Genomic DNA, 23803 nt, shown 5'->3' on the forward strand with positions numbered 1-23803 from the left:
CGCGTACGTCCTCAGTCCTACCGGCGCAGCGTCAATGAGAACGCCGCAAATCCTTCAGATGTTTCCCAGGATTCATTCGGCAAGGCATAGCGTGTTTCACGCTGGATATAAGCGAAAGACAAATCCGCGCCGCCAAACCGGGCGGCGACGCCGGCCTGAGCATCGCCCACGGTCGCATACGGGCCCATGGCGAGCGCATTGCGCATGTTGAAGCCCGCGCCAGGATCATACATCAGCGCTTGCTGGTCAGCGCCGGCGAAGAACCACCAGGCGGGACGATCCGCGCCGAAACCTTCATCGAGATATTGGCCAAGCCGGACGGTCGCACCCGCTTCTGCTGCAGGGCCATCCTGACCGATGGAGACGCCGGCGCGCGGCGCCACGCCAACATCCAGCCCGTCCAGGCCGCCGCGAGCGTCAAACGCGTTCTCATACCGCAACGTCATCCGGCGAGAGGAGCGACCTGACGGATCAAGATCGCTACCGGCGATGTCCGCGTAAGACTCAGACAGGGCTGACAGCGCCGCATCCGGCGCCCGGCCGTCAAACAGGGACACCGAAATTCGGCCGCCCGCCGGTGTCTGAACCAGGGTCGTTCCAGCCTGATACAGGGCCGAAAACCCTTCCATGGCTGCGCTGTCGGAGCGAACACTGAGCGCGACCCCGGCCAGTCGCGCCGCATCTGGCAGGGCAGACTGCGAATCAGAGCCGATAAAATCGGTATAGCTGGGCGACCAGCCCATGGTCTGGGAAGACGTGTAATTCGCGCCGTCATGGCGAGGGCGCGGATGCGCCAGCTCGTCCTGAAGCGGGCCCATGATCATGGCGCGCATTTCCTGCGACGCCTGCACCTGTTGAGCGAAAGCACTGGCGCCGATAGAGGATAGAGAGACCAGGCACGCCGCCGCGCACGCACCCGCCAGAGCCAGATGGCCCTGCGTCGGTTTCAGCACTTTGCTTGCGTTAGGCGTGGTCATACCGGTCCCCATCGGCTTCAACCTGCGATGTTCAAATCATAGCATGAACAATGGCCATATTGAGATCAAGGAGGCTTCTTTAGGGTTAACAGATCGCAAATTATACAAAGCCAGTTTTTTCATAGAGATAATATGAAAAACCCCGGCGCGAGGCCGGGGTTCTTACAATATTCACAAAAAGTCTGGCGCTACTGACAGGCGAGGCACTCGTCATAGTCCTTGGGGGCGGCGTCCCCCATGGCCTTGGACATTTCGTCTTTCTCGCCAGACCCGGCATAGGCCGCACGCTGCACCGATTTGGAGCGGCAATAGTAGAGGGATTTGACGCCCTTCTCCCAAGCCGACCAATGCAGCATGTGCAGATCCCATTTGTTCACATCACCGGGCAGGAACAGGTTCAGCGACTGCGCCTGGCAGATGAAGGGCGACCGATCAGCGGCGTGCTCGATGACCCAGCGCTGATCAAGCTCGAACGCGGTCTTGAACACGTCCTTCTCCAGCTCATCCAGGCAATCAAGATGCTGGACCGAACCTTCATGCTCCAAGATGGAGGACCAGATGGTCGGCGTGTTCTGGCCCTTCTCCTCAAGCACCTGCTCAAGGTAGGGGTTCTTGACCGTGAAAGAGCCTGACAAGGTCTTGTGCGTGTAGACATTGGCCGGGATCGGCTCGATGCCTGCAGAGGTGCCGCCGCAGATGATGGAGATCGACGCGGTCGGCGCGATCGCCAGCTTGTGAGAGAAGCGCGCCTTGACGCCATTCTCGCCGGCGTCCGGGCAGGCGCCGCGCTCTTCTGCCAGCTTGACCGAGGCTTTGTCCGCACCCTGGCGGATATGCTGGAACATGCGCTTGTTCCAGGATTGGGCCATGGCGGATTCAAACGGCACGTTCAAGCGCTGCAGGAAGGAGTGGAACCCCATCAGCCCCAGACCGACAGAGCGTTCACGCGCGGCGGAATATTTCGCCCGCTCCATCTCATCCGGCGCACGCTCGATGAAGTCCTGCAAGATATTGTCGAGGAAGCGGAAGATGTCCTCGAGGAAACGCGGATCGTCTTTCCACTCAAGGAATTTCTCGGCGTTCAGCGAGGACAGGCAGCACACGGCCGTCCGGTCATTGCCCAGATGGTCGATGCCGGTCGGCAGAGTGATTTCCGAACACAGATTGGACTGGCGCACCTTCAGGCCCAGCTTGCGCTGGTGGGCGGGCATATTGTTGTTCACCGTGTCGGAGAACAGGATGTACGGCTCGCCGGTCTGCAGGCGCACTTCCAGAATTTTCTGCCACAATTTGCGAGCGCTGACGGTTTTCACCACCTCGCCAGAGCGTGGCGAAATCAGCTCGAAATCCTCATCCTTGGCGACGGCCTCCATGAACGCGTCAGAAACGTTGAGGCCATGGTGAAGGTTGAGGCTTTTGCGGTTGAAATCGCCCGAAGGTTTGCGGATTTCGAGGAATTCCTCGATTTCGGGGTGGTGAATGTCGAGATACACCGCCGCCGAGCCGCGCCGCAGCGAGCCTTGGGAAATCGCCAGGGTGAGCGAATCCATCACCCGGATGAAAGGAATGATGCCGGACGTCTGGCCGTTCTGACCGACCTTCTCGCCGATCGAGCGCACGCTGCCCCAATAGGTGCCGATCCCGCCGCCATTGGACGCGAGCCAGACGTTCTCCGTCCAGGTTGAAACGATGTCGCCCAGCGAATCGTCCACCGAGTTCAGGAAGCACGAGATCGGCAGACCACGATCCGCGCCGCCATTGGACAGCACCGGCGTCGCCGGCATGAACCACAGATTGGACATGTAATCATAAAGGCGCTGCGCATGCTCAAGGTCGTCGGCGTAGGCCGTCGAAACGCGCGCGAACATGTCCTGATAGGATTCGCCGGGCAGCAGGTAGCGATCAACCAGCGTCTTCTTGCCGAAATCGGTCAGAAGCGCGTCGCGCGAGGGGTCGATCTTAACCTTATCAACCAGTCGGAGCTGAACAGCTTTGGGCTTGCCGCGCAGGCTGGAAGCGGACTCCTGTGCGCGAGCTCCGGTAGCGTGGGCTTGGTCGAAAGGCGTCATCTCTACCCGCTCCAATTCAGCATCGCGCATCTGACCTGCGAGAGGTCGTTTTCCCGCGCGCTGCTTAAGAAAAACCTATACATGGTGTGCGGCTTCCCCCGGAAACCGCAACATATAGTGCTTGGGTCCTGTCAGACCGTCAACGGGTCAAACCGGCCCCGAGCCGCTTTTTTCGTAAACAAAGTCCTACCAGAAAACGCTCCGGGCCCGGACTCGTTAAGGAGTCCGGGCCCGGGGATAAATGCGGTTTCTTGTGGATATCTGGCGAGAGCGCCGATGCCCCTATTGGCGGTCGGGTTAACCCAAAGACAGAAGTTCGGGATCACCGCCCTGCGCCGCCACGTTAATGGTGACCGTATGCTCGGATGCGAACCGGTAGATATAGTGGGGGCCGCCCGCTTTGGGGCCCGTGCCTGACAAGCCTTCGCCGCCGAAGGGTTGCACGCCCACCACCGCGCCGGTGATGTTGCGATTCACATAGCAATTGCCTGCCGGCACGATCGCGCGCACCCGCTCGGCGAATCGATCCAGGCGGCTGTGCACGCCCAAAGTCAGCCCATAGCCCTTGTCGGCGAGTTGACGCGCCACGGTCTCAAGCTCTGACCGCTTGTAACGCAGCACGTGCATGATCGGGCCGAACTTCTCATCGGTCAGCTGATCCATGGAGGTGATCTCCACCAGGGCCGGCGAGAAATACCGCCCTTTGGCCGCCAGCTCGTCACTCAGCGGCGCGCGGTGCAGCACTTTGGCCTCAGAGGCCATACGCTCCACATGGCTTTCGAGCATGGAATAGGCGTCTGCGTCGATCACCGGGCCGATATCCGTGGACGCGTCCGCCGGATCGCCCAGCTTGAGCATATCCATCGCACCCTTCAGGCCATCGATCAGATGATCGCCGATCTCGTCGGGGATCAGCAACAAGCGCAAGGCCGAGCAGCGTTGCCCCGCAGACCCGAAGGCGGACAGAATCGCATCATCGATAACCTGCTCGTGCAGAGCGGAGGTGTCCACGAACAGACCATTCAGGCCGCCCGTCTCGGCGATAAGCGGCACGATCGGGCCGTCCTTGGCCGCCAGCGTCCGGTTGATGATGCGCGCCACATCGGTGGAGCCGGTGAACGCGACCCCGTCCACACCCGGCAGCCCGGTCAGCGCCGCGCCGATCTTCCCGTCGCCGGGAATCAGATGCAGCACGCCTTCAGGCAATCCGGCCTCGAGATAGAGCTTGACCGCTTCAAACGCGATCAGCGGGCTTTGTTCAGCAGGTTTGGCCAGCACGCTATTGCCTGCCGCCAAAGCCGCCGCCACCTGGCCGGTGAAGATCGCCAGCGGGAAGTTCCACGGGCTGATGCAGACAAAGACGCCGCGCCCGCCCAGGCCCAGATGGTTGGTCTCGCCCGCAGGACCGGGAAGCCGCACCGGCTCGCCGAACTTGGTCTCCGCTTCGACAGCGTAATAGCGCAGGAAGTCCACGGCCTCGCGCACTTCCGCCACGCCGTCCAGCAAGGTCTTGCCGGTTTCCCGCGCCATCAGGGCGAGCAGGCGGTCGGTGTTCGCTTCCAGGCTATCAGCCATATCGCGCAGGATTTTTGCGCGCGCCGGACCGCCCTTGGCGTTCCAGCCTGGCTGGGCGTCTCGCGCCGCCTTGTAGGCGCGCTCCACATCGTCTTCCGTGGATTCATGCAAGGTCGCGACCTGGAAGCTCTCATCGGCGGGGCTCGTCATCGGCGCGCCCCAATCGGTCAGCGCCTCGCCATTGATGATCGGCCCGCAGGGATAGGGCGCATCGGCGTCAAACGCCGCTTGTGCGTCCGCCAGACGCTCACGCACAGCCGATTGCGTCAGGTCCATCCCTTTGGAGTTCAGGCGCGCGGGGCCATAGAGCTTGGGCGGAATGGAGATGAAGGGGTGCCGGTCCAGGGTCGGGGCCGCCTTGAACGGGCCGCTGGCCACGTCTGCGGCGGGCACGTCTTCATCCAGGAACGCATGAACGAACGAGGTGTTCGCCCCGTTCTCCAGAAGGCGCCGCACCAGATAGGGCAACAGGTCTTCATGGCTGCCCACGGGCGCATAGACGCGTACGGCGCCCAGATCGGGGAACGCCTCGGCGGCGGCGGCGTAAAGCGGCTCGCCCATGCCGTGCAGGCGCTGGAATTCATAAGGCGGGTTGCCGGTCTCGGCCGCGATCTGACGCACGGCGCACAAGGTGTGTGCGTTATGCGTGGCGAATTGCGGGAAGATGGCGTCCGGCGCGGCCAGCATCAGACGGGCGCACGCCAGATAATTGAGATCGGTCGCCGGCTTGGTGGTCCAGACCGGAAAATCGGGCTGGCCGTTCATCTGGGCGAACTTGATCTCGGTATCCCAATAGGCGCCTTTCACCAGGCGCACCATGAACCGGCGACCGCAATCCTGTCCCAGCTCAATGAGCTTTTGCAGCACTGCGGAGGCGCGCTTTTGATAGGCTTGGATCACGATGCCGAGGCCGTCCCAGCCCGCAAGTGAGGGATCACGCGCCAGCTTGTCGAAAATCTTCAGCTGAATAACCAGACGGTCGCTCTCTTCGGCATCCAGGCTGAAGCCCAGATCCGCCGCTTTCGCCGCTTGCGCCAGCTCCAGCGCCCGCGGGTACAGCTCGTCCATCACCTGGTCTTGTTTGACCGCCAGATAGCGCGGGTGCAGCGCCGTCAGCTTGACGCTCACGCCGTCCACATCTTCCACGCCGCCCGTCTGGCGTTTGGCGGCGACCGCCTTGATGGCGTCGAGATATTTCTTTTGATAGCGCTGCGCGTCAGCATCGGTGCGCGCGCCCTCGCCCAGCATGTCAAAGCTGAACAGCGGCTTCACCGAGCCATAGGTTTTCCACCCGCGACCACGTTTGATCGCACCTTCAATGGTGCGGCCCAGAACGAACTGCTCGCCCAGAATGCGCATGGCGCGGCGCGTAGCGGTTCGAATCACCGGCTCACCGAGGCGGCTGGCCATCTGCTTGAAGTACTCGCCAGGGTTTTTCTGCGCGCCCTTGTCCACCTTCAGGATGGAGCCGGTCATCATCAGCCCCAAGGTGGAGGCGTTGACCAGCCAGTTATCAGATTTCCACGCGTGTTCGACCCAGGACCCCGATCCGATCTTTTCGGCGATCAGTGCGTCTGCGGTCTCTGCGTCCGGCACGCGCAACAAGGCTTCAGCCAGGCACATCAACGCCAGGCCTTCCTTATTGCTGAGACCGAATTCCTGCAGGAAGCTTTCCATCAACCCGCCGCCATGGCGGGTGGCGCGAGCGCGCTCGACCAGATCAATCGCCGCATCGCCCGCCGCCTGGCGCGCCTGCGGGCTCAGGCCCACAGCATCATCCAGCAGGCGGGTCGCCTGACGTTCATCAGCGAATTTCTCGCCGTCCAAAACGTCCCAATCGATATTCACGTCTGTCCAATCACGCATGGTCGAAAGCCTCTCGAACCCAGAGCGGCCGGCGCATCCGGCCCTGTCATCCATGACAATGCTTGCTCAAGCCATAGAATTCAAGTCCCGCTATTAGAAATCAGTACAAGTCCGCACAGCGTCGCACCGCAGCATGACTGAATAGAATTTATTTTGAGCTGAAAATATATAAGTTGATTTTAGTATTTTCAACTACAGGGCACCGGTCACATTTGCCCCCTCAGCTTTACTTCCTCGCAGATTTTAATGACAGCAATCTTGAACCAGCCACGCCTCACAATCGAAATTTTCTATTTCAATCAATTCGCAAGTCTTTGTATAGTTTTGAAAATCTATTTATCTCGACGTGTATACAACGGAATGACGCCCCGCTTTCCACGCGAAATCTGCAAAGTCTGATTTTTTGGCGGACCGCCGCCTGCAGACACATCCTCCTTTGATAATTTCAGCCCTCGCCCGCGCTGCGCTGCGTTCGCGCAGACAAGGCTTGTTCACTTTACCAACGACCGGACGCCGCCATCGTTCCACGACACCGGCAAAACCTCACCCAAAGCCCCTATGCCAGCGCGTCTGGCGCCGACAGCCCTTCGACAAACGGCTAAAACACGCTAAACCGGCGCGAAGAGACACAAGGTTCTGGAGATCCGTCCCATGGAGGAAAGCGCTCCGCTGCGCATACTGCTCGTCACCGATGCGTGGGAGCCTCAGGTCAACGGCGTCGTCCGGACGCTTTCACGCACTGTGGAAGAGTGCCGCGCCATGGGCCATGAGGTCGAGGTGATTCACCCTGGCCTTGGGTTTAAAACCTTCCCGCTGCCGACCTATCCCGAGATCAAGATGGCGGTTGGCGCCCGCAAGGATCTGGAAGCCCGGTTCAAGGCGTTCGAGCCCGAAGCGATTCATATCGCCACCGAAGGCTCTCTGGGCCAGGCCGCACGGGCGATATGTCTGAAGTGGAAGCTGCCCTTCACCACCAGCTATCACACCAAGTTCCCCGAGTATGTGAATGCGCGATTGCCGTTCATTCCGATCTCGGCGGGCTATTGGTTCATGCGGCGCTTCCACAATTCGGGCAACCGGCTGATGGTCGCCACCCCGTCCATGCGCGACATGCTGACCGAGCGCGGCTTCAACAACATCACCCCCTGGGCGCGCGGCGTGGACACCGAGCTGTTCCACCCTGACAAGCGCCATATGGGCGGGGAAAGCGTCTATGAGGGACTTCAGGGTCCGATCTTCGTCTATATCGGCCGTGTGGCCGTCGAGAAGAACATCGAATCCTTCCTCGATCTTGATCTGCCCGGCACGAAAGTCATCGTCGGCCCCGGACCCCAGCTTGAAGAGCTGAAAAAGAAATATCCCGAGGTCGTGTTCACCGGCAACAAGTCAGGCGACGAACTGGCGCGCCATTTCGCGGACGCCGACGTCATGGTCTTCCCCAGCTTCACCGACACATTCGGGCTGGTGATCCTGGAATCCATGGCCACCGGAACGCCCGTCGCCGCCTATGTGGCGAACGGTCCCAAGGACATCATTCCAGGCTCCAAGGCAGGATCTGTGAATGACGACCTGAAAACAGCCTGCCTTGAAGCGCTGGAAATGAAGCGCGAAGACTGCCGCGCCTACGCCGAGAAATACTCCTGGCGGTCGTGCGCGGAGGAGTTCGTGCAGAATCTCAAACCCCAGCCCCGTCCCGAGCGCCGCCGTTTCTGGCGCCGCCTGCGTCGGCTGGGCCGCCGCGGCTGATCAGGGCATCGCTTCTGAATACAAAAAAGGCTGGAGCAGTGCTCCAGCCTTTTTTCGTGCATCAGGTCTGAACGGCTCAGGCCGCCTCGCCTGCATCCTTGGATGAGCGTTTCTCACCTTCGCCATCAGCCGCGTCGAGCGCTTTCTGGGCGTCCACATCCGCTTTCGGGCGACGGGTGCGCGTACGCTTTTTCGGCTTCTCTTCGGTCGAAGGCTGGCTATCGCCCTCTTCAGAAGGCGTAGAAGACGATGCGCCCGAGCTTTCAGGATCAACCACCTGAAGCGGATCATCGCTGCCGGACGGTTCGTCCCGGCGGCGACGGCCGCGCGGACGGCGCTGGCGTGGCGCTTCCTCAGCCTGGTTGGAGCCGGAAGCGTTGTCAGAGCCGGCGTCGTTCTGACCTTCAGCGGCCTCATCAGCCCCGTCAGCGTCGTCCTGATTGCCGTTATTGTCCTCACGCTCATCACGCTTGGGCTGGTTGGCCTGAACGATCCGCAGATAGTGCTCGGCGTGCTGATAATAGTTTTCAGCCATCACCCGGTCCCCGGCGGAGGAAGCATCGCGGGCGAGCTGCATGTATTTGTCGTAGATATGAGAGGGGGCGCCCCGAACTTTTACGTCCGGCCCATTGCTCTCATACGAGCGGTTGCTGGGCGATCCGGGCTTTCGCCCTCGTCCGCGTTGACGCTTCATGTTCAAGAACCTGATCTCTTTTCGGGTTGTTGATACCATTGAGGCCGACACGACACCGCGAAATTCGCGTCTATCTGCGCGAGCGCAATCAAGATTGCGTCCGAACTCGATAGCGTGTGGGCCGATCGGTCAGCGGGGCGCTCGGTAATCGAATCAGGACAGCCCCTGCCCCGACATGCATCACCCGCTGGACTTGTCCGCACCCTAGACGCAGGTGCAGGCAGATTCCAACACTTTTCTGCACGCACATGCGCTCAGAGTGGAAAGTTCAGGCTGACAACCCGGTCATTTCCGGCCAAATCCTTCAAGATGCTGACCTCTTGAGCGCCAGCTTCACGCGCCGCCTGCCGCGCCATGGCCCCTTGATCGTACCCGATCTCGAACAAAGCCAACCCGCCAGGCTTCAATAGTCGCGCGGCCTCGGCGAACAAATGCGGATAGGGCCCGAATCCGGTCACGCCACCGTCAAGCGCTAACCGAGGCTCGAAAACCCGGACTTCCGGCTCCAGCGTCTCAAGCACATCGGTCGCGATATAGGGCGGGTTTGAGACCACGAGATCAAAAGCGTCCGAAACACCATCCGCCCAATTGCCGGACTGAAAGCGCACGCGATCACTCAATCCGGTGCGCGCCGCATTCTCCGCCGCGACCTTCAGCGCCGCCTCGCTCAGGTCGGTCGCCAGTCCCGAGGCGTTCTGAAATTCGCTCAGCAAAGCCAGAATGATCGCGCCCGACCCTGTCGCAATGTCGAGTATCCGCAAAGGCGTCGATCGATCCGGAAAGGCGGCGAGCGCTGCTTCGATCACCGTCTCGGTGTCCGCTCGCGGGGTCAGCACATCGCGGGTGACTTTCAGCTCCAGCGTCCAGAAGGGCTGGACGCCGAGAATGTGCGACAGCGGTTCGCGCTGTTCGCGGCGCGTCACCAACGCGTCAAACCGTTCGCGCTCCTCAGAGGGCATGGGCTGCGTCATCTCGGTCAGCAAGCGCGCCGGACTCAGATCGCTGACCGCCAGCAGCAAGCGCCGCGCTTCATCGGCTGCATCATCCAGCCCCGCCGCGCCTAATCGTTCAGCAGCAGCCCGCACAAGCGCAGCCCGGGTCACCCCGCTCAAGCGTCTTCCATCGCCGCAAGTTTTGCGGCCTGGTCCTCGGCGAGCAGCGCGTCGATGACTTCATCCAAAGCGTCGCCGGACAGAATCTCGTCGAGCTTGTAGAGCGTGAGGTTGATGCGGTGATCGCTGACCCGCCCCTGGGGGAAGTTATAGGTGCGAATGCGTTCGGACCGGTCGCCCGACCCCACCTGGCCCTTGCGCTCGGCGGCGCGGGCTTCGTCCTTCTCGCGGCGCTCTTTTTCATACAGGCGCGTCTTGAGCACCTGCATGGCGATGGCGCGGTTCTGGTGCTGGGATTTCTCGGAGCTGACCACGACGATGCCGGAGGGAATGTGGGTCATGCGCACTGCGGATTCAGTCTTGTTCACGTGCTGACCGCCCGCGCCGGAAGCCCGCATGGTGTCGATGCGCAGATCTTCGTCCTTGATTTCGATCTCGACATTTTCAGGCTCGGGCAGCACGGCGACCGTCGCGGCGGAGGTGTGAATACGGCCGCCCGATTCTGTGACCGGTACGCGCTGAACCCGATGGACGCCGGATTCAAACTTCATCTTGCCGAACACGCCCCGGCCCTTCACCGAAGCGATGATCTCCTTGTAGCCGCCGACTTCCGCCTCGCTGGCTTCGACCACTTCGACCTTCCAGCCCTGATTGGAGGCGTAGCGCTCATACATGCGGAACAGATCACCCGCGAACAGCGCCGCTTCATCGCCGCCCGTGCCGGCGCGAATCTCGATCATGATCGAGGCGTCGTCATCACGATCCTTGGGGATCAACAGAAGCTGCAAGTCCCGCTCAAGTTCCGGCAGGCGCTTTCTGAGATCCTGGCGCTCTTCCTCGGCCAGCTCGACCATATCCCTGTCCGAGCCGTCCTCGATGATGGCGTCGGCTTCCGCAAGGCTGTCTCGCGCGGTTTTCAACTCGCGCGCCTTCTCGGCCACCGTTTTGAGTTCGGCGTGCTCTTTGGAAAGCGAAACGATCTCTTCTGGATCAGCGGCGGCGCCCAAACGCGCCTCGACCTGATCGAACCGGTCGATGACCTGGTCCAGTTTTGCGTCCTGAATACTCATGTTTGATCAGTTACGCCCGGCAAGAGGATTTGGAAAGGGGGTGAGGCTGCACGACCGGGGAGATTTCCCTTGATGGACGCACGCGGTTCAGGAGAATGCTCGCGAGGGGAATTTTCCGAGGGAGAGAATAGAGTGCGCATCGTGCTGACGCTATGCGGTCTGATTCTGGCTGCGATCGTCATGATCGGCCTCTTCGCGCCTCGACATGAGCGTAGTGAGAGGACCGTGCGTGAACGGAGCACGTTTCCTCAGTTGCTGGAGCTCATGTACTGCCGAGTCATTGGCGGCTGCTACTCATATGATGGTTATGGTCTGCCCCAGCATCTGGCGCAGAACAGGATCGAGACTTTCCTCCCCAGCAATCCCGGCTTCATAATCCTTCCATGGGCGGAACCAGAGCCGACTGAGGAACGGCAGGCCAGGGTCCAAAATCTTCTGCTTTGCACCAATGAGGCGCTCTCTGAGGTCAGTGAGTATGATTGGCCGACTGAGCGGAGCCTGTATTGGAATGAGGGGGAGGCGGCGCCAATCGCACTCGTCGAGCGAGCCGAAAACGGAGACGCTGACTCCATGTTCGACCTCGCCTATGGCTATTTATCCGGTCACAGCAATCGAAGCGATGAGGTGAGTGACCAGATGGGGTTTGAATGGCTGCTCGCAGCGGCTGAGAACGGCCACATTGTCGCAAATTCAGAAGTCGGCGCGGCATACGCATTCGGATATTACGGCCAGAATATCGACTATCCGGCCGCACGCAGTTTTCTAAACACAGCCGTCGAAGCTGAAGACCCGATCGCAATGCTGACCCTCGCCCTCCTCCCCCCGGCTCCAGGTGAGGACTTGTCCGACTATGCGGACAACAGGGTCGAGCTGGAATTGCGGAGCGCCGAGCTGTGCTACATTGAAGGCCTGGCTCATATCAGCCGACGCTTGCACTCATCGGCACGCGGGTTTGAAGCAGACGTTCCGCTTGCAAACAGAATAGCCCGGCGTGCGACCGGCATTGATGTGGTTGGAGAACCGACCGTCAGTTACGAAAAGCACCCGGATGCGGAAGCGGACTAGACCTGTCCCGCCGCCAGCGTGGCGATCATGCCGGGATGCTCGAAGGCTTCAAATTGTTCCAGAAGCTCTTCAATGGTCTCGCCGCGCATGAGCATGGCGCGATGCTTGTCCATCAAAAAGCCTTCCCCGGTCATGTGATCGATGAATTCGAGCAGCTTGTCATAATAGCCGTTCACATTGAGCACGCCGACCGGCTTTTCGTGGCGCCCCAGCTGGGACCAGGTCCAGACCTCAAACAATTCCTCCATGGTGCCGATGCCGCCGGGCATGGCGATGAAGGCGTCTGACGCGTCCGCCATCTTCAGCTTTCGCTCATGCATGGACGGGACGATATGCATGTCCTGAACGCGCGGATGGGCGATCTCTTTTTGATGCAGGAAGTCGGGAATGACCCCGTAGACCTGGCCGCCTGCATCGATACAGGCATCCGCCATAAGGCCCATCAGCCCAACCTGACCACCGCCATAGACCAGACGGATGTCGTTTTGAGCCAGTTTTACGCCCACCGCTTGCGCGGCCTGGGCGTATTCGGGTGCGGCGCCCGGATTGGAGCCGCAATACACACAGATAGATTTTTTCATGTCTAGGGATTTAGCGCCGCGACCGGGACGCGGAAAGTCTTTTGTACGCATAGCCGACCTCATGCACTGCAGACACGATGAAATTCCCCAAATAAGAGAATTTTTCGCTTATGAATTGTGTTTCGCGACTCAAAGTTATACGACTCCTGATAGCGCATAATGCGCGCAGAGGGAGACAAATCATGCATATTGAACATCATGGAGACCTACAACCTGCAGACTTCGCCATGCAGGTCATCGAGCGTTTGAACGCCCGTTACGGGATCAGGCTCGACCTGATCCTGACCAACCCGGCGCTCAGCCTTTCCGAACGACGCCGTACGGCTCAAGCCATGCTGATCGAAGCGGCGGTGGAACAGGTTTCGCGCGCCGAGCAAGACAGCAATGAAGAGCCGTCGACGTTGGCGCCCGAATTTGAAGACCTGCTGAAAGCTAAAGGCGACGCCGTCGAAATCGAACCCAATTACGTCGTCTCCGAACACAATGCTGAAGTCATGGCCACGTATCGAGGCCAGGACCTTTATGACTATGTCTTCACGCTGACCAAGCGGTTCGAGAACATGTCGGCGGCCAAAAGCGAAGGCGCTCTGGCCATCGAAATCGTCTCGGGCGGACTGATCTCGGTGGGCGTGCCGATGGCGTTCTACACGATCAAGGCGCTGCGCGCCGGCTCTGCGCTTCTCGGTGCGGTGAAGATCGGCGTGACCTCACTGGGGATGAAAACAGCCATCGCGACCGTCGTCGTTATTCTGGTCGCTTTCCTGCTTTACCTGCTGCTTGAGAACCCGAAGAAGATCCTGGGCATTGTTCTGAACAACACCGACCAGAATTTCGTCGTCAACAACTGGCGCAAAGGGCTGGACGGCGATAGCGGCTCTGATCTCTACATGGCCCATGGCGAGATGAAGTCGTTCATGCAGGACAATGAGACCGGGGATCTGGACTCTCCCAAAGTCCAGCTCAAATCGCGCTTCTTCTTCGCACCAGGCGATCCGGATAATTCAGTGTGCGCCGGCGTCTTTTTCGCAGACCGTAATTTCGGATTCCGCGGGTCAGAGGGCGTGATGGTCTTTACGTCCAAGGAAAAGTCCGATCTGAGGGTCGCGCTCCAGTTCGCTGTGCCGTACACCAATGACAATGGCACCAATATCAAGACGCTGGACAAAGCTCCGAGCGACATGGATGCCCTCTTCCGGGACATGTATAATGGACGCAAAGTTCATATCGCCCGGACCGAGAAGGATCTGCGGCTTGAATCCACCGTCAATGACGCCCGCGGCGGCGTCGTGGCGCTCATAGGCTGCATTACCCAGCTCTAACAACCGAGCCTGTGCGGGCTGGCGTCAGCGTGACGTCAGCCCCTGCTCGATCACATCAGACCATCCAACCGTCACCGCTTCGCCAGCTTCGATAACCGGGCGCTTGATCAGGGTCGGGTTTTCGACCAGAAGCGCCGCCGGATCAGTATCGGCGCGGGCGCGTTGCGCGTCATCCAGGCCGCGCCAGGTGGTGGACCGAGTATTGATCAACGCTTTCGAACCCACGGCCTCAAGCCAGACCGGGACGCGATCCGCCAGATCCGCTTCGGTGCGGATATCCACAAACTCATGCGCGACGCTGTTCGCCTGCATGGCTTTCACAGCCTTCTTGCAGGTATCGCAGTTTTTGAGTCCGTAAACGCGGGTCATCGCTCATCCCTTTTTGTCGTAAACGGAAATGTTCATCGCCCGGTCAGACGATATGGGCAAGGGTGAGCGCGCAGTCTTGGGACGATGCGGGGGAGAGCATGCCGTCAATTGTGAAAACCGGAATGAAGCTGCTGGCGGGCCTCGTCCTGATCATAGCGAGCTGGGTCTTGATCAGCACGCAATGGGGCTGGAAAGCCATGCCGGACGCACCAGCTGTGACGGTGGATAGTCTCTCCCCGCAGTTTGAAACCGCGGGGATTGTGGCGGCGGAACGACTGGAAGCCATGCGCGTGCGCTTTGGCGTGCCTGGCGTCACGGCTGCTGTCGCCATTGATGGCGAACTGGTCTGGTCGGCAGGCGCAGGATGGGCGAATGTAGAGGCCCAGACGCCCGCCACGCCGGACACCCTGTTTCGGATCGGCTCAACCTCCAAAGCCATGACCGCGACCGTAATCGCTCGGCTTGTGGACCAAGGCGTTCTTGACCCGGACGACACGGTCGGCGCCCATTTCCCCGACGCCCCGAATGAAGACTGGCTGGAGATCGAACTCGATCAGCTTCTGTCCCATACCGCGGGCTTTCCCGGATACGAGAACAATTCTGACTGGCCGGACGCCTATGAAACCCTGCGGATGAAGCGCCAGTATGACCAGGTGGAAGACAGCCTGGAGCTGGTGGATGATGCGCGCCTGCTGTCTGAGCCGGGCGAGGCCTATTACTATACCTCATTCGATGTTGTGCTGGCGGCGGTCATGGCCGAGCGCGCCACGGGTGAAAACTATGCCAGCTTGCTGGACCGCAAGATCCGCACGCCCCTCGATCTTGCCACGCCCGTTCGCGCCAATGCTGGGCCGACACCGGAGCATGTGGCGCAATTCTACCAGTCTCGCGGCAACGGACAGATCCGCCCGCGCGGCGCGGTGAATGTCAGCCAGCGCTGGCCCAGCGGCGGGCTATATGCGCGCTCGATCGATCTGGTGCAGGTCGCCAGCGCCTGGCTCGATGACGACTATATTTCCGAAGCCACGCGCGAGCGGTTCTGGACGCCGATGCGCCTCAATTCAGGTGAGGTGAATGAAGAGGGCTATGCGCTCGGCTGGCGGGTGAACCCGCAAAGCATCTCCCGCTTTGGCGAGGAGGCGCCAGTTCGTATCGTCCATCATGGCGGGGTCAGCCGCGGCGCGATGAGCTGGCTGATCCTCTACCCTGAGCTGGGCATCGCCGCAGCGGTGAACATCAATACCGAAACCGATGAATTCAGTGATTTCTCAAGCGTGGAGCCAGAAATCACGCGCCTGTTCGCCGAGGTGGTCGGCCGGACGCCCGAGAACGCCCGGCCGCCGGACTAGGCCATCAACGCCAGCAGATTGCGCACCGCGATCACGATCAGAACCACGCTCGACAGGGCGAAGAGTGCGAACCGGACCGGAATGAAATTGATCGTCGCCTGGAAGATGCTGTGCGCGACGCGCAGGATCACATAGGCCCAGGCCAGGCCCACATTCAGCGGATCCGCCACGCCGACCAGATGGCTGTAGGTCGCCAGTGCGTAGAAGACGACCGGCTGCTCATGCAGGTGGTTATAATTATCCGCGACCTGCCGCACCGAGCGCGGCAACACGTCGAGCTGGGACTTTTCCTTCAGCTCGGCGGGTTTGATCCCGGCCTTCTGCATCGCGGGGATGCGGGTGGCGTACATCCACAACCACATCACCATGGTCCAGCTCGCCAGCATCAGAACCGGCGTCATCATGGATTGAAACATCTTGGAACTCCCCTTGAAGGCCGCTCTTGGGGCGGCTCGGGGGAAAGCTAAGCGCAAGCCGGGCGTTCAGGTAAAGAGGATTTCAGGCGCTGGCGCCTACTCCGCCGCCGCTTCGGACGCTTCGCGCTCGGCGCGCATCTTGGCGGCCTTGTCCTCAACCGCTTCGACGATGCGCTCGATCATGGTGTCGTTTGAGACCTTCTCATCCGCCTGACCGGCGAAATAGAGCATGCCCGAACCCTTGCCGCCGCCGGTGAACCCCAGGTCCGTATAGGCGGCTTCGCCCGGCCCGTTCACCACGCAGCCGATAATGGAGAGCGAGATCGGCTCGGAAATATGCTCAAGCCGATGCTCCAGCGCCTCGACGGTCTTGATGACGTCAAAGCCCTGCCGCGCACAGCTTGGGCAGGCGATGATGTTCACGCCGCGCGTGCGCAGCCCCAGGGATTTTAGGATGTCATAGCCGACCTTGATCTCTTCCACCGGATCCGCCGAGAGCGAGACGCGGATGGTGTCGCCAATGCCGGCCCAGAGCATGGAGCCCATGCCGATCGAGCTTTTCACCCCGCCGGTGCGCAGGCCGCCCGCTTCCGTGACGCCCAGATGCAAGGGCGCGTCGGTGGCTTCCGCCAGCGCCTGATAGGCCGCCACGGTCAGGAAGACGTCCGACGCCTTCACCGAAATCTTGTATTCGCGAAAATCGAGATCTTCGAGAATGCGCGCATGATTGAGCGCGCTTTCCACCATCGCGTCCGGGCAAGGCTCGCCATACTTCTCGAGGAGCTCACGCTCCAGCGAGCCGGCGTTCACCCCGATACGGATCGAACAGCCATGATCGCGCGCGGCCTGAACCACATCGCGCACCCGGTCCATCGAGCCGATATTGCCCGGATTGATCCGCAGGCAGGCGGCGCCCGCCTCAGCGGCTTCAATGCCGCGTTTGTAGTGAAAATGGATGTCAGCGACGAGCGGGACTTTCGCAGCCTTGGCGATGGTCTTGAAGGCGGCGGTCGAGTCTGTGTCCGGACAGGACACGCGCACAATGTCCGCGCCCGCCTCTTCCAGCGCCCGGATCTGATTGATGGTCGCGTTGGCGTCAGATGTGAGCGTGTTGGTCATGGACTGCACCGAGATCGGCGCATCGCCGCCCACAGCCACATCGCCCACATGGATCTGGCGACTCTTGCGGCGGTCAATCATCCGCCAGGGCCGCACTTTGGTGTGATCTTCAACCGCCATGATCGCCGCCTCGCTTGGAGCAGGGTTTCAGTCTGACAGGGATATAAGCGCTGGAATGCGGTTAAGCGAGCCCCGCAGGCCGAGGCTGTCTCAGCTGCAGCAGCTAGCCGGCGTCCGCTTCACGCAGCGCCGTGAGCACTAATTCGGCGGCGGAGATATTGTCCACGGCCTGTCCAGGCTCGCCCAGCGGGCCCATGGGCCGTCCGGCAGCCCGCACCAGAACCGCGCCGGCGTCATTGGTCGAAATGGTCAAACCCGGCTCGTCCGGCGCGCGATACAGCTCGCCCGGCTCAAGCTCACGCGCAGCGAGAATACGGCCCGACGCGTCGCGGACTTCGATATCCACCCGGCCGCCCGCTTCAAGAACCAGCGTATTGCCCGCATGTGCGTCAGGCAGGCCTGACCAGATTGCGGCGCGGGTCGGCGCGCCGGAGCTTTCAAGCTCCACAAGCGGGGTTTCGGCGCGCATCAGCGCGTCCATGGGCGCCGCTGCGCCAGCGAACGCTTCAGCGCGGGTCACGTAATTGCCGTACCAGCCCGCTGCGACGACCACGCCGCCCAGAATGAGCACGGCGCCGACAAGGCCGCGCGGCAGCTTGATCTCACGACGCTCCTGCGGCGCAGTCGGCTCGCCGCGACCGGCGTCGCAATCCACTTCTTCTTTGAACTGACGCACGCAATCGGCCACGTCCAGCCCCAGAAAGGCGGCGTAGGTGCGCAGATAGCCCACGGCATAAGCCTTTGACGGCAGGCCGCGGGAATCCATCGCTTCAAGAGCGTCCAGATAATCACGTTTGATACGGGTGCGGGCGGAGGCGCTGTCCAAGGTCAGTCCGGCGTGAGTCCGGCTCAGCCGCAGGCGCTCGCCCAAGCTGACGCCTTCCAGCGCCGGTGCGGGCGCGCTGAACACTGCGTCAACAGGCACATAGCCTGAATCATCTGACGTTGGTTCGTAATCGCGCATCTTCGCGTTCGCCATTTCCTGCGTCACAGTGGACGCTCCCCTCATAAGTGTGGCGCCCCAGCCTCACTCAAGACTATTCAACCAAATGCTTTAGTTTTTATCAACAACTTCTAGCGGCAGTCCGATTTCTTTTCCAGCAGCTCGCATCCGATCGCGCAAGGATGAGCCCCCGATTTTGGAGCCCTGCTGGATTTCAGCATCCAGCCAGGGCGTCAAAAGACTCAGATCGCATCCCGCCAATGCTTGCTTGACCGGTCCGATAGATCCCGCCGCCATCGACAGACTACGATATCCCAGCGCCGCCAGGACGCACGCCTCAAACGGCTGGCCCGCCAGTTCACCACAGACATTCACAGGTTTGCCGTAAGCGTCACACGCTTGCCGAACATCCTTAAATAACCGTAACGCTGGCGCGCTTATCGGGTCATACCGGTCTGAAACGCGTGGATTTTGACGATCCGCCGCAAAGAAATACTGCATCAGATCATTGGCGCCGACCGACACGAAATCCGCCAGCTCCAGACAGGCGTCCGGCGCAAACGCCACCGCTGGCGTCTCCAGCATCAGCCCGACACGCAGCTCATCAGGGGTGTCATGTCCGTGCCGACGCGCCAGATCGAGCTCACGTTCCAACACGTCACGCGCCGCAGCCAGCTCTTCAGCGACTGAAATCATCGGGAACAGCACATTGAGCGTGCGTCCGCCCGAGGCGCGCACCAGCGCGCGCAGCTGGTATCGGGTCAGCGCAGGCCGATCGAGCCCCATGCGCAGCGCCCGCCAGCCCAAGGCCGGGTTGGGTTCACGCATGGAGGGGATGAAAGGCGTGACCTTGTCGCCGCCCAGATCAAGCGTGCGGAACACCACAGGCTTGCCGTCCGCCGCATCGTACACCGCTTTATAAAGCTCGATCTGCGCGCTCAGCCGCGGCAGCGTATCGGCCACCATGAACTGAAATTCCGTGCGGAAGAGCCCCACGCCTGACGCGCCTGTATCTTCAAGACGGTTCATCTCGACCAGAAGACCCGCATTCATGCCCAGCGTCATCGACTGGCCGTCCAGGGTCTTCGCAGGCGCATCGCGCAAATGCTCGAACGCCCGTTGTCGTTCGGCCAGCATGGCGATCCGCTCGCCATAGGCTGCGCTCACCTCGTCATTGGGGCGCACGTGTAAAAGCCCGAACTCACCGTCCAGAATGACGCTGTCGCCCTCTTCAACCCGGTCAAGCGCACCCTCGAGCCGCCCCACCATCGGAATGCCAAGAGCCTTGGCGACAATGGCGGCGTGCCCGGTGACAGAGCCTTCCTCGACGGCGATGCCGGCAAGGCGGGAGCGGTCAAACTCCAGCAGTTCCGCCGGCCCGACCGAACGCGCCACGATGATCGCGTTCTCGGGCAGGCTGTCGTCCTGGATCTCTTCCGTCCGCGCCAGATGTCGCAGCAAACGGTTGGCGAGGTCTTCAAGATCGTGAAGGCGCTCCTGAAAGTGCGCATCACGCGCTTTCATCAGGCGCGCACGATGTTCGTTCCGAACCCGCTCAACCGCCGCCTCCGCCGTCAGACCGGCCCGGATCGCCTCGCCCAGCTGATTGAGCCAGCCCCGATCATGGGCGAACATGCGGTAGGTTTCGAGTACTTCGCGCGATGGCGTGCCGATGGGCACGCGACCGGAATCCAGAAGCTGGTCCACAGACCGGCGCAAACGCGTCACCGCCTCGTTCAGGCGCGCTTCTTCCGCATCCGCGTCATCGGCCACAAGACGGGTGGAGAGCACATGCGGCTCGTGTTTCACCGCTACGCCGCGCACCACGCCCGCAGACAGGGCCAGACCCTGAAACCGTTCGGGCTTGGACAGCCGCACTTCCAGTTCGGAGAAGGCTTCCGCCTGCACAAGTTCGCCTGACGTGACGATTTCCGCCAGCAACATGGCGACGGTTTGCAGCGTTTCGATCTCTTCTTCAGTTGTCGGACGCACCGCGACAGTCTGCGCCGTCAGCACGCCCACCAGACGACCGCCGCGCAGGATCGGCACGCCCACAAAGCTCTTGAACGGCTCCTCGCCGGTTTCCGGTTTGTAGGAAAAGCTGGGGTGAGAGGGCGCATCCTCGACCGTAAAGGGCCGCGCCCGACGCGCCACTTCGCCCACCAGACCTTCACCGGCGTGCAGGCGCACGCGGTGTACAGCCGACGGGTCCAGGCCATGGGTCGCTGACAGCTCCAGCGCGCCTGACGGCCGCATCAGATAGATCGAGCACACATCCGCGCCGGTCTCTTCTGCAATGATGTCGGTCAGCCGGTCGAGACGCTTTTGCGCATCTTCCTGGGCCGCCATCAGGTCGCGGATACGGCTGAGCAAACGGCGAGGGCCGCGCACGGTCGTGGACAGGCTTTGAGGCGTCATAGCGATCTGTCAGGCATCCTGTCTGGGGCCGCAGCAGGCGGAACGCGCCCGCCTGAGTCCGGTTTCGGGGGATAGAGGCAATGTTTGAGGGGGGTTCGTCAAGCCTTCGACGGCGCCGCCCCCAACCTGTAGGCGCTGTGCAACGCACGCACTGCGTGTTCGAGAAGGTCTGCATCCACAAGCGCGGAAATCTTGATCTCGCTCGTCGCGGTCATCCGCACGGCGATGCCTTCGCGCGCCAGCACGCCATAAAGCGTGCGCGCCACATCCGCGCGGCCCCGCAATCCCGTGCCCACGACCGACACCTTGGCGAGACCGGTTTCAGAACGAACCTCCAGACCATTGGGGCGGGCGGCGTTTTCCGCCGCCGCCAGCGCGCGCGGCAGATCGCGCCCCGCCACCGAGCACTCCACCACCGAGCCGCCCGAGCGGGCGCGGGCCTGCACGATCATGTCCACATCCACATCCGCCTCCCCAAGCGCGGCGAACAACAACTCGGCCGCCTGGGGCCCCTCGCCGCCATGCAGCGACACGCGCGCCTGATCTCGCACATAGGCGACGCCCGACACGATGCGCTTTTCCGCGATCTCCACCTCCGGCGTGACTTCAGTGCCCGCGCTCGTCCCGGCCGGCAGGAAGCTCGACTTCACACGTAAAGTCACACCCTTCGCCTTGGCGTATTCCACCGAGCGGGTCTGCAGCACCTTCGCGCCCATGGCCGCCAGCTCCAGCATGGCGTCATGGCTGATACGCTCGACCCGGACGGCTTCTGGCGCGATGCGCGGATCGGTGGTGAAGACCCCGTCCACATCGGTGTAGATGTCGCACTCGGCGCCCACTGCGGCCGCAACCGCCGCGGCGCTGAGGTCCGTGCCCCCGCGCCCGAGCGTGGCGAGACGTCCGTCCGCATTGAGCCCCTGATAGCCGGCGACCACCGGTATCACGCCCACAGACATCATCTCATCAAGGGACTCGCCATGAATATCGGTGATCTTGGCGCTGCCCGGCGGGCCTTCCACCAGGATGGGCAGGCTCCAACCCATGACGGCTTGCGCCTGAAAGCCCTCGCGCTTTAACGCCAGCGCCATCAGCGCCGCGCTCGCCTGCTCGCCCGCCGCCAGAACCGTATCGGTCTCAACTTCGCCGAGCCCGCCGCCCAGCGCTTCAGCCGCGCTCAGCAAGCGATCGGTCTCGCCCGCCATGGCGGACACCACGACGGCCACCTGTTTGCCTTGGCGCGCCTCGGCGGCGACGATCGAGGCGGAGTGCGCAATGCGCTCGGGGTTCGCCATGGAGGTGCCGCCAAATTTCAGCACAAGACGGGGCGTAGCCATTAACATCCTCCAGACACACGGCAATCAGCGGCAGAACGGCGCTCTGCGGCGCAACGGGCTCGATAATCGCGGGAGATGAGACCATATTGCGGCGCAATAGGTACAAAACCGGCGAAACCAGCGCAAATGCGCATCTGCTGTTCTCCGCCGGGATGCGAAGGAGCCCATCATGGCCCAGGCCGAAGCCCCGACCCAGTTGTCCACGCCCTCGATTGATCCCGAGGAAGTCGAGAAATTCTCCCGCATCGCCGGCGAATGGTGGGATCCGAAGTCGAAATTCGCGCCCTTGCACAAATTCAATCCGGCGCGTCTGACCTATATCCGCGAGCTGCTGAGCCGACACTTCAATACTGACGGCGCGGAACCGCTCAAGGGCCTCAAGGTGCTCGACATCGGCTGTGGCGGCGGACTGGTTTCCGAACCCATCGCCCGACTGGGCGCATCCGTGACGGCGGTGGACGCCGCAGAAGCCAACATCAAGACCGCGCTGGTGCATGCCGAGGAAAACGGCCTCACCATTGATTACCGCCACGGCACCGCCGAGCAATTGCTTGAAGAGGGCGGCCCGGAGCAGTTTGACGTGGTGCTCAATCTCGAAGTGGTCGAGCACGTGGCCAACCCTGACACCTTCCTGCGTGATTGCGCGAAGATGGTGAAGCCCGGCGGCATGATGATCGTGGGCACGATCAACCGCACGCCGCGCGCTTTCGCCACCGCCATTTTCGGCGCGGAATACGTGCTGGGCTGGCTGCCGCGCGGCACCCATCGCTTCAGCAAGCTCGTCAAACCCCAGGAAGTGCGCAAAGCGCTCAAGGCCGAAGGGCTCAAGCTGATGGAACCCGTAGGCGTGAGTTATAATCCTCTGAAAGACATTTTCTTCATCTCATCAGATTCAGGCGTGAATTATCTGATGGCGTCCGAGAAACCGGCTTAGGACGCCTGGCGTGTCGGAGACTCTGATCCAGGCCGTCCTCTACGCCCTGATCGCGGGGGCGACCATCCCGCTCGGCGCGGGTCTGGCGCTGTGGGACAAAATCCACCCCAACTGGATGTCAGGCGAGCTGCGCCATGGGGTGGTCGCCTTTGGCGGCGGCGTGCTGATCGCCGCTGTGGCGCTGGTTCTGATCCCTGAAGGCGTGGCGCTGATGCCGGGCTGGATGGCGCTGCTCGCCTTCATCCTGGGCGGGATCAGCTTCTTCTTCATCGACCGCACGCTCGGGCGCAGCGGCCAAAGCATGGGCCAGCTCATGGCTATGCTGGTGGACTATCTGCCTGAAGCGATCGCGCTCGGCGCCATGCTGGCCACCGGGGCGCCGGCGGGCCTGCTGCTGGCGCTGCTGATCGGATTGCAGAACTTCCCCGAGGCCTTCAACGCCTATCGGGAACGCGCCGCCCGCAGCGACGAACCTGCGATGAAAACCTATGCGCCCTATCTGCTGATGCCGCTGCTGGGACCGATCGCGGCGATCCTGGGCGTCTTGATCTTCGCGCCCAACCCCATGGTCCTTGGGTTTTTGATGGTGTTCGCCGCAGGCGGCGTTCTGTTCCTGACGTTTCAGGACGTGGCGCCGGAGGTGAAACTCGAACGACGCTGGGCCCCGCCCCTCGGCGCAGTGCTCGGCTTCGCGCTCGGGCTGGCGGGGGACGTGTTTCTATAGCGC

General features: G+C 61.7%; 19 protein-coding genes. 6 read left to right on the plus strand and 13 right to left on the minus strand.

Annotated elements, in window-relative coordinates:
* Window positions 1–17: 17 nt before the first annotated feature.
* From ACTIGF_RS03410 to putA, 3 genes are all read right to left on the minus strand, one after another.
* Complete coding sequence (locus tag ACTIGF_RS03410; RefSeq protein ID WP_439635537.1) at window positions 18–977, minus strand: lipid A-modifier LpxR family protein; 960 nt, start codon at window positions 975–977, stop codon at window positions 18–20.
* 188 nt (window positions 978–1165) lie between these two features.
* Window positions 1166–3046 carry a ribonucleoside-diphosphate reductase subunit alpha gene (locus tag ACTIGF_RS03415; protein ID WP_439635538.1) on the minus strand — a complete coding sequence of 627 codons (1881 nt, stop codon included), beginning with the start codon at window positions 3044–3046 and terminating at the stop codon, window positions 1166–1168.
* Window positions 3047–3343: 297 nt separating this feature from the next.
* Window positions 3344–6487, minus strand: a complete 3144-nt coding sequence (putA, locus tag ACTIGF_RS03420; protein WP_439635539.1) for a bifunctional proline dehydrogenase/L-glutamate gamma-semialdehyde dehydrogenase PutA — start codon at window positions 6485–6487, stop codon at window positions 3344–3346.
* Window positions 6488–7156: 669 nt separating this feature from the next.
* Between putA and ACTIGF_RS03425 the strand changes: the two genes are divergently transcribed.
* The gene (locus ACTIGF_RS03425) at window positions 7157–8233 is read left to right on the plus strand and encodes a glycosyltransferase family 4 protein (protein WP_028284528.1); all 1077 of its coding nucleotides are present in this window, start codon (window positions 7157–7159) and stop codon (window positions 8231–8233) included.
* 76 nt (window positions 8234–8309) lie between these two features.
* Here the strand turns inward: ACTIGF_RS03425 and ACTIGF_RS03430 are convergent, their stop codons facing one another.
* From ACTIGF_RS03430 to prfA, 3 genes are all read right to left on the minus strand, one after another.
* On the minus strand, window positions 8310–8966 hold the full coding sequence (locus tag ACTIGF_RS03430; protein ID WP_439635540.1) for a DUF4167 domain-containing protein: 657 nt from the start codon (window positions 8964–8966) through the stop codon (window positions 8310–8312).
* Between the two features lie 215 nt (window positions 8967–9181).
* On the minus strand, window positions 9182–10030 hold the full coding sequence (prmC, locus tag ACTIGF_RS03435; protein WP_439636643.1) for a peptide chain release factor N(5)-glutamine methyltransferase: 849 nt from the start codon (window positions 10028–10030) through the stop codon (window positions 9182–9184).
* 5 nt (window positions 10031–10035) lie between these two features.
* A complete protein-coding gene (prfA, locus tag ACTIGF_RS03440) occupies window positions 10036–11109 on the minus strand; it encodes a peptide chain release factor 1 (RefSeq protein WP_439635541.1) in 1074 nt (357 codons plus the stop codon).
* A 132-nt stretch (window positions 11110–11241) separates the two neighbouring features.
* On the opposite strand from prfA, the gene ACTIGF_RS03445 reads away from it, so the two are divergent.
* Window positions 11242–12174, plus strand: a complete 933-nt coding sequence (locus ACTIGF_RS03445) for a tetratricopeptide repeat protein (protein ID WP_439635542.1) — start codon at window positions 11242–11244, stop codon at window positions 12172–12174.
* Here the strand turns inward: ACTIGF_RS03445 and ACTIGF_RS03450 are convergent.
* Complete coding sequence (locus tag ACTIGF_RS03450) at window positions 12171–12755, minus strand: TIGR00730 family Rossman fold protein (RefSeq protein ID WP_439635543.1); 585 nt, start codon at window positions 12753–12755, stop codon at window positions 12171–12173. The genes ACTIGF_RS03445 and ACTIGF_RS03450 overlap by 4 nt on opposite strands.
* Before the next feature lie 182 nt (window positions 12756–12937).
* Between ACTIGF_RS03450 and ACTIGF_RS03455 the strand changes: the two genes are divergently transcribed.
* Window positions 12938–14074: a hypothetical protein gene (locus tag ACTIGF_RS03455; RefSeq protein WP_439635544.1), complete on the plus strand. Its 1137-nt coding sequence runs from the start codon at window positions 12938–12940 to the stop codon at window positions 14072–14074.
* A gap of 24 nt (window positions 14075–14098) precedes the next feature.
* Here ACTIGF_RS03455 and ACTIGF_RS03460 read toward each other — a convergent pair whose 3' ends face one another.
* Window positions 14099–14443: an ArsC/Spx/MgsR family protein gene (locus tag ACTIGF_RS03460; RefSeq protein WP_439635545.1), complete on the minus strand. Its 345-nt coding sequence runs from the start codon at window positions 14441–14443 to the stop codon at window positions 14099–14101.
* Between the two features lie 98 nt (window positions 14444–14541).
* Here ACTIGF_RS03460 and ACTIGF_RS03465 point away from each other — a divergent pair, with 98 nt between their 5' ends.
* Complete coding sequence (locus tag ACTIGF_RS03465; protein ID WP_439635546.1) at window positions 14542–15792, plus strand: serine hydrolase domain-containing protein; 1251 nt, start codon at window positions 14542–14544, stop codon at window positions 15790–15792.
* Here ACTIGF_RS03465 and ACTIGF_RS03470 read toward each other — a convergent pair.
* The 5 genes from ACTIGF_RS03470 to ACTIGF_RS03490 form a co-directional block, all read right to left on the minus strand.
* A complete protein-coding gene (locus ACTIGF_RS03470) occupies window positions 15789–16208 on the minus strand; it encodes an MAPEG family protein (RefSeq protein WP_439635547.1) in 420 nt (139 codons plus the stop codon). The two genes, ACTIGF_RS03465 and ACTIGF_RS03470, sit on opposite strands and share 4 nt — an antisense overlap.
* Window positions 16209–16304: 96 nt before the next feature.
* Window positions 16305–17447, minus strand: a complete 1143-nt coding sequence (gene ispG, locus ACTIGF_RS03475) for a flavodoxin-dependent (E)-4-hydroxy-3-methylbut-2-enyl-diphosphate synthase (RefSeq protein ID WP_439635548.1) — start codon at window positions 17445–17447, stop codon at window positions 16305–16307.
* A gap of 103 nt (window positions 17448–17550) precedes the next feature.
* Window positions 17551–18426, minus strand: a complete 876-nt coding sequence (locus tag ACTIGF_RS03480) for a helix-turn-helix domain-containing protein (protein ID WP_439635549.1) — start codon at window positions 18424–18426, stop codon at window positions 17551–17553.
* 75 nt (window positions 18427–18501) lie between these two features.
* Complete coding sequence (gene ptsP, locus ACTIGF_RS03485; RefSeq protein WP_439635550.1) at window positions 18502–20808, minus strand: phosphoenolpyruvate--protein phosphotransferase; 2307 nt, start codon at window positions 20806–20808, stop codon at window positions 18502–18504.
* Window positions 20809–20906: 98 nt separating this feature from the next.
* Window positions 20907–22142 (minus strand): aspartate kinase, encoded by a 1236-nt coding sequence (locus ACTIGF_RS03490; RefSeq protein WP_439635551.1) that lies wholly within the window; start codon window positions 22140–22142, stop codon window positions 20907–20909.
* A gap of 169 nt (window positions 22143–22311) precedes the next feature.
* On the opposite strand from ACTIGF_RS03490, the gene ubiG reads away from it, so the two are divergent.
* Together ubiG and ACTIGF_RS03500 are read left to right on the plus strand one after the other, a co-directional pair.
* A complete protein-coding gene (gene ubiG / locus ACTIGF_RS03495) occupies window positions 22312–23076 on the plus strand; it encodes a bifunctional 2-polyprenyl-6-hydroxyphenol methylase/3-demethylubiquinol 3-O-methyltransferase UbiG (RefSeq protein ID WP_439635552.1) in 765 nt (254 codons plus the stop codon).
* Between the two features lie 10 nt (window positions 23077–23086).
* Window positions 23087–23800, plus strand: coding sequence for a ZIP family metal transporter (locus ACTIGF_RS03500; protein ID WP_439635553.1), 714 nt, complete (start codon window positions 23087–23089; stop codon window positions 23798–23800).
* Window positions 23801–23803 lie beyond the last annotated feature (3 nt).

Source organism: Oceanicaulis sp., from assembly GCF_051859625.1.
Taxonomy (GTDB): Bacteria; Pseudomonadota; Alphaproteobacteria; order Caulobacterales; family Maricaulaceae; genus Oceanicaulis.

Bases quoted from the DNA above. Each gene is read 5' to 3' on its own strand.
- ACTIGF_RS03410 (WP_439635537.1), bottom strand. From the start codon at position 977: ATGACCACGCCTAACGCAAGCAAAGTGCTGAAACCGACGCAGGGCCAT.
- ACTIGF_RS03415 (WP_439635538.1), bottom strand. From the start codon at position 3,046: ATGACGCCTTTCGACCAAGCCCACGCTACCGGAGCTCGCGCACAGGAG.
- putA (WP_439635539.1), bottom strand. From the start codon at position 6,487: ATGCGTGATTGGACAGACGTGAATATCGATTGGGACGTTTTGGACGGC.
- ACTIGF_RS03430 (WP_439635540.1), bottom strand. From the start codon at position 8,966: ATGGTATCAACAACCCGAAAAGAGATCAGGTTCTTGAACATGAAGCGT.
- prfA (WP_439635541.1), bottom strand. From the start codon at position 11,109: ATGAGTATTCAGGACGCAAAACTGGACCAGGTCATCGACCGGTTCGAT.
- ACTIGF_RS03450 (WP_439635543.1), bottom strand. From the start codon at position 12,755: ATGAAAAAATCTATCTGTGTGTATTGCGGCTCCAATCCGGGCGCCGCA.
- ACTIGF_RS03455 (WP_439635544.1), top strand. From the start codon at position 12,938: ATGCATATTGAACATCATGGAGACCTACAACCTGCAGACTTCGCCATG.
- ACTIGF_RS03460 (WP_439635545.1), bottom strand. From the start codon at position 14,443: ATGACCCGCGTTTACGGACTCAAAAACTGCGATACCTGCAAGAAGGCT.
- ACTIGF_RS03465 (WP_439635546.1), top strand. From the start codon at position 14,542: ATGCCGTCAATTGTGAAAACCGGAATGAAGCTGCTGGCGGGCCTCGTC.
- ACTIGF_RS03470 (WP_439635547.1), bottom strand. From the start codon at position 16,208: ATGTTTCAATCCATGATGACGCCGGTTCTGATGCTGGCGAGCTGGACC.
- ispG (WP_439635548.1), bottom strand. From the start codon at position 17,447: ATGGCGGTTGAAGATCACACCAAAGTGCGGCCCTGGCGGATGATTGAC.
- ACTIGF_RS03480 (WP_439635549.1), bottom strand. From the start codon at position 18,426: ATGGCGAACGCGAAGATGCGCGATTACGAACCAACGTCAGATGATTCA.
- ptsP (WP_439635550.1), bottom strand. From the start codon at position 20,808: ATGACGCCTCAAAGCCTGTCCACGACCGTGCGCGGCCCTCGCCGTTTG.
- ACTIGF_RS03490 (WP_439635551.1), bottom strand. From the start codon at position 22,142: ATGGCTACGCCCCGTCTTGTGCTGAAATTTGGCGGCACCTCCATGGCG.
- ubiG (WP_439635552.1), top strand. From the start codon at position 22,312: ATGGCCCAGGCCGAAGCCCCGACCCAGTTGTCCACGCCCTCGATTGAT.